We start from the raw sequence: 5,340 nt of genomic DNA, 5'->3' as shown, positions 1-5,340 counted from the left end.
GCGCCGAACAGCCCGGCACCGCGCCGAGCCGCCCCGAGCGCCGCGGCCACGCCCTGGCCGCCGCGCCCGCGCCGGCCGCGGCCCCGGCCGGCCGGCTCGACCCCGCCGAGTACGTCGGCGACGCCGCCGCCCGGACCGGCTTCGGCGGCCTGGAGGCGATCGACGAGATCACCATGGTCGCGGTGCCCGACCTGATGAGCGCCTACCAGCGCGGCGACCTCGACGACGAGGGCCTGCGCACCGTCCAGCTGGCGGTGATCTCGCACTGCGAGCAGATGGGCGACCGGATCGCCGTCCTGGACCCGCCGCCCGGCCTCAACGCCCAGCGGATGCGCACCTGGCGCAACGACGAGGCGGGCTACGACTCCCGCTACGCCGCGCTCTACTACCCGTGGATCAAGGTGTTCGACCCGGCCAGCGGCCGCAACGTGCTGGTCCCGCCGAGTGGCCACGCGGCCGGGGTGTGGGCGCGCAGCGACGCCGAGCGCGGCGTGCACAAGGCGCCCGCCAACGAGGTCATCCGCGGCGCGGTCGACCTGGAGCTGCGCCTCAGCAAGGGCGAGCAGGACCTGCTGAACCCGATCGGCGTCAACTGCGTCCGGGCGTTCCCCGGTCGCGGCATCCGGATCTGGGGCGCGCGCACCCTCTCCTCCGACCCCGCGTGGCGCTACCTGAACGTGCGCCGGCTGTTCAACTACCTGGAGGAGTCCATCCTCCTGGGGACCCAGTGGGTGGTCTTCGAGCCCAACGACGACCGGCTGTGGTCCAGCATCCGCCGGAACATCACCGCGTTCCTCACCGAGGAGTGGCGGCGCGGGGCCCTGTTCGGCCAGACCGCGGCCGAGGCCTTCTACGTCAAGTGCGACCGCGACAACAACCCGCCGGAGTCCATCGACCTCGGCCAGGTGATCTGCGAGATCGGCGTCTCGCCGGTGAAGCCCGCGGAGTTCGTGGTGTTCCGGCTGTCCCAGTTCTCCGACAGCACGAGCCTCGTCAACGAGTGACCGGCCCGGTCGGCACCACACCCCTCGGCGCCACTTCCCGGCACCGTCGGCACCCCTCGCATCGGAAGGTGACACAAACCCATGGCTGAAGGCGATCCGCTCTCCACACACATATTCGGTGTCCAACTCGGCGGCTACAACGTCGAGTCCGTCAAGGAGATCAGCAACCTGACGGTCGAACAGGACGTCGTCGAGTACAAGCAGGTGACCCAAGAGGGCAAACTGATCGTCCGCAAGCAGCCCGGCGCCCGGCTCCCCGGCGAGGTGACCATCACCCGCGGCCTGGACAAGAGCGGTGCGTTCACGGACTGGATCAAGGAGACCCTCAACAACGGGGCGATCAACACCGCGCGGCAGAACCTCACCATCGAGGTCAAGGACACCACCGGTGCCACCCTGCGGCGCATCCAGCTCCTCAACGCCTGGGCAAGCCGCTGGGAGGGCCCGACCCTCAGCGCCGGCGAGTCCAGCGCCGCCACCGAGACCGTGACCATCGTGTTCGAGGAGATCTCGGTCGAATGACATCCTCCCCTCCGAGGGAGGGGATTCCTGGCTCACGCTGCCTGATCGCCCTGCGGACGTTCAGGTCTTCCACGATCAACACCAGCCGGGGCGAGACCAGCCCGGACGAGCATCACGCGGGCGGAGTTCTTATCGCGAGGCGATACGGCTCCGCACGCGGTGCACGAGTAGATCCTCTCGGAGAGGGGGAGACGGTGCTTGGCTCTCACACCGCAGTGCGCACAATCCATCGTGGTGTGCGAGGGGCTGACGAGATACACGGCCCGTCCGTGTTTGCGGGCCATCTCGACCAGCGCGGCCTTCGTGGCACCGATCGCGGCATCGGCCGCCTTGTTGGCCATGGTGGTCTTGGCGAGGAATTTCGGCCGGAAGTCTTCCACCGCAATCGCGTCGTGGTCGCGCACCACCGACTTGGCCCACTTTCGAGCCGTGTCCTGTCGGCGGTTGACGATCTTCCTGTGGAGCTTGGCCGCCTGCAGCCGGGCCCTTTGGTAGCCCTTGGTCTGGGCCTTTCCCTTCGGCTGCCGCCTACGGGCCATCTGCCGCTGGTAGTGAGCGAGTTTCTGCGCGGCACTCTTCCCGTGCCGAGGGTGGGGAAGGTCGTGGGCGTCACTGGTTGTGGTGGCGATCTCCCTGACGCCCCAGTCGATCCCGATGACACGGCCGGTGACGGGCAGCGGCTCGACTTGGGACAGGACCACGAAGGAAGCCCACCAGTGCCCGGAATCGTCGCGGAACACCCGTACGCTGGACGGGTCGGAAGGCAGGTCGCGGGACCACACCACGGTCAGTACGATGCCGCCGGCCAGATGCAGTCTGCCGTCGTTGATCCGGAATCCGCGCCGGGTGTAGTTGAGCGAAGGAAGCGTCTCCCGCTTGCGTTTCGGTCTGGGCATCCCAGCGCGCTGACGCATCGGCAGCTTCGCCTTGATGTCCTTCATGGCCTTGGCTCTCGACGTGGAGAAGTCCCGGACGACCTGCTGCTGCGGCACCGATGCCCCATCGCGCAGCCACGCCATCGCACGGCGCGCCTTGGTGAGGAGCCTGTCCAGGTCGGCGGGACCGCAGGTGCGCTTGCTCCCGGAGTCGGCCCGGTTGTGCAGGTAGATCGTGCGGGACAGATGGACGCACTCGTTCCACAGCCATCGGCACCGGCCCCACTCCGCTTCCAGCAGGGCGGACGCGGAGGACGACACACGTAGCCGGTACGTGTACCTGGCGTGCCGGGCACCGTCCACTGTCGACGCTTTCGTCATGACCGCAACGTAACAGCACCCACTGACAATGAATGAGAGTGCAGGTCAGAACAGATGCGCAGAGACCTCCGCCACTGCGGGGCTCCGAGCCGCGGACCGATTCGCTCCTCCGTCGAATCCGGGGACATCCGAGGAGTGATTCGGTGAGGCGGAAGATCGGCCTGGAGGAGCTGCTGGAACGGGCTCCGGCCCCCCAGAACACCGCGCCGCAGCAGCAGGCCCCGGCGGCAGCGGCGGCGCAGCCCCGGGGGCGGGCGCCGCACACCGAGTTCGAGTTCGAGCTGCCGATCGGCTACGTGGACGACGAGGGCACCGTGCACCGGCACGGCGCCATGCGCCTGGCCACCGCGCGCGACGAGCTGATGCCGCAGATCGACCTGCGGGTCAAGGAGAACCCGGCCTACCTCAGCGTGGTGCTGCTCAGCCACGTGATCACCCGGCTCGGCGACCTCACCGACGTGCACGCCGGGATCGTCGAGCGGATGTACGCCACCGACGTGGCCTTCCTCCAGGACCTCTACCAGCGGATCAACAGCGAAGGCCACACGCGCGCCGCGGTGACCTGCCCGCACTGCGACGGCGCCTTCGAGGTCGACCTCGCCGGTGGGCGCCTGGGGGAATCGTGACGTACGCGCCTGCTCGGCTGTACGAGGAGATCGCGTACATCGCCTACCACTTCCACTGGCAGCGGGAGGACATCCTCGACCTGACCCACCGCGAACGCGGGCAGTGGGTCAGGGAGATCGCCCGGCTCAACACCCGCATCAGTGAAGGCGGGTGAGCCGGGTGGGGCTTCGGGACTGGATCGGCCGGCGTCGGGGCGGCGGCGACACCGCCGTCGGCGACGGCGGTGCTGACGGTGCGCCCGGCGGTACGGGCGAGGTCGTTCAGCGGCGACCGGCGGCGGGGGACGGGGGCTGGCGCGCGGTCGCGCCGCTGGTCCCGACCCTGGCCGGGCCGGGCCACGGCGTCAGCGACGGCCTGAGGTTCCGCTCCCGGCTCAGCGCCTGGCAGGACCCCTCCCTCTGCGGGCCGCTCGGCCACGCGGTCCTCCCGACCGCGCCGGCCGGCATCCTGCGGGCGGTGGCGGGGCCGGGCTCCCCGGCGCCCGTCCGCACGGGCGGGGACGAGCTCGTCGTGCCGGTCCTCCCGAGGGAGTCCGGGGCGGAAGAGCCGGTGGAGAGCGGGGAGTCGGCGGCGCCTCGGCAGGCCCGGCCGGTCCAGCGGTCCGTCCGGCTGCGGCGGCTTCCGGTGCGTTCGGGGCCGCGTCGGGCACGCGCGGGCGGGGCCTCCGGCGGTGCGCCGGGGGCCGCCGCGGCGACAGCCGGAGCAGCGGAGCCCGGTGAGTCGAACTCCGCTGGGGTGCGGGGTAGTTCACCGCAACCTACGGTGCCGACGGCCGATGCCGGGGCGATGCCCGTTGGGGCCACTGCCTCCTCGCGTCCGTCCGACGCGGTGGTCCGGGCCGACCGTCCGGTCCGTCCGCGCGCCGTCGGCGCACCGTTGACCGTCGCGCGGCGCCCCCGGGCCCTGCCGGTACGCCCGGTGACGGCCGTCCCGGGTGCGGTCGGCGGGCGGGACACCGCCGCCGAGCCGTCGGGCCGGGTCACGGATGCGCTGCCGCTATCCGCAGCGGCGACGGGCGAACCCATTGAGGGCTCACGGCCGTCCGTGAGCTCCGAGGTCGTCGTACGGACCTCGCCGGGTACGGGAGCCACCGCTGCGCCCGCGCGGGGCGAAGGGGTGGTCCAGCGCGCCGCCGTGTCGGGTGGTGGCGCGGCCGCCCGCCCGGTCCTCGGCGCGCCCCTGACCGCGCTGCCCGCCAGCGCCTCGCCCCTGGCCACCGGCGGCCCCCGGGCCACTGGTGCCCCGTCGGGTACGCCGGCCATGCCCGTCGTCGCCGCCGATCCGGGGCCCACCGGCTCCGGGGCGGGCGGGACCGACGGTGCCCGGCCGTCCGGGGGCGGGGTCCGTGACGCCGCCACCACCCCTTCCCGCCGTGCTCGTACGGGCAGCGAGCCGGGCAACCCGGCACCGGCGCGGCCCGACCGTGGGTCCGCCGGGAGCGCACCTGTCCAGCGCACGCCGTCCGGGGCCGGTGCGCCCGCGCCTTCGTCGTCGCCGACTCCGGGTCGTGCCGCGTCGGATCGGCCCGGTCCGGCCTCCACCGGTAGGGGCAGGGCCGTTGAGGGCGCGCCGGTCCAGCGCGCTACGTCCTCGCCGACGTCCGATCGTGCCGCGCCGACCCAGCCCGGTCCGGTCCCCTCCCGCAGGGGTGGGGCCGTCGAGGGCGCGTCCGTCCAGCGTGCGACGGGCTCGCCCGCGTCGTCGGCACCGGCTCCCGGTCGTGGCACGTCGGCTCAGTCCGACCCGACCTCCGTGCGTAGGGGTGGGGCCGTGGAGGGCGCTACGTCCGCGCCTGTGCCGTCGGCGTCGACCGGATCCGGTCCGGCCCTCGCCCGTAGGAGCGGGACCGCCGAGGGCGCGTCCGTCCAGCGCTCCACGTCCGCGCCCGCGTCCTCGGCGCCGACTCCCGAACGTGCCACGCCGACCCAGCC

The 5,340-nt window shown here is 72.6% G+C and carries 5 protein-coding genes; 4 read left to right on the top strand and 1 reads right to left on the bottom strand.

Features of this window, described 5'->3' with window-relative positions; translation table 11 throughout:
- Both ACFU6K_RS30465 and ACFU6K_RS30460 read left to right on the top strand, forming a co-directional pair.
- A partial coding sequence (locus ACFU6K_RS30465; RefSeq protein WP_380668434.1) for a phage tail sheath family protein occupies positions 1 to 1,004 on the top strand: 1,004 nt, incomplete at its 5' end.
- Positions 1,005 to 1,085: 81 nt separating this feature from the next.
- The gene (locus tag ACFU6K_RS30460) at positions 1,086 to 1,526 is read left to right on the top strand and encodes a phage tail protein (RefSeq protein ID WP_049660364.1); all 441 of its coding nucleotides are present in this window, start codon (positions 1,086 to 1,088) and stop codon (positions 1,524 to 1,526) included.
- A 32-nt stretch (positions 1,527 to 1,558) separates the two neighbouring features.
- On the opposite strand, the gene ACFU6K_RS30455 is transcribed toward ACFU6K_RS30460, so the two are convergent.
- Positions 1,559 to 2,782 carry an RNA-guided endonuclease InsQ/TnpB family protein gene (locus ACFU6K_RS30455; protein ID WP_380668432.1) on the bottom strand — a complete coding sequence of 408 codons (1,224 nt, stop codon included), beginning with the start codon at positions 2,780 to 2,782 and terminating at the stop codon, positions 1,559 to 1,561.
- Between the two features lie 143 nt (positions 2,783 to 2,925).
- Between ACFU6K_RS30455 and ACFU6K_RS30450 the strand changes: the two genes are divergently transcribed.
- Positions 2,926 to 3,408, top strand: a complete 483-nt coding sequence (locus ACFU6K_RS30450; RefSeq protein WP_380668430.1) for a hypothetical protein — start codon at positions 2,926 to 2,928, stop codon at positions 3,406 to 3,408.
- Complete coding sequence (locus tag ACFU6K_RS30445) at positions 3,405 to 3,563, top strand: DUF6760 family protein (protein WP_181970396.1); 159 nt, start codon at positions 3,405 to 3,407, stop codon at positions 3,561 to 3,563. Before ACFU6K_RS30450 ends, ACFU6K_RS30445 begins: the two co-directional genes overlap by 4 nt.
- Positions 3,564 to 5,340 lie beyond the last annotated feature (1,777 nt).

This window comes from Kitasatospora sp. NPDC057512 (genome assembly GCF_042802135.1).
Taxonomy (GTDB): Bacteria; Actinomycetota; Actinomycetes; order Streptomycetales; family Streptomycetaceae; genus Kitasatospora.
Note: the sequence above shows the minus strand (reverse complement) of the source record. Positions and strands in the feature narration are given on the sequence as shown.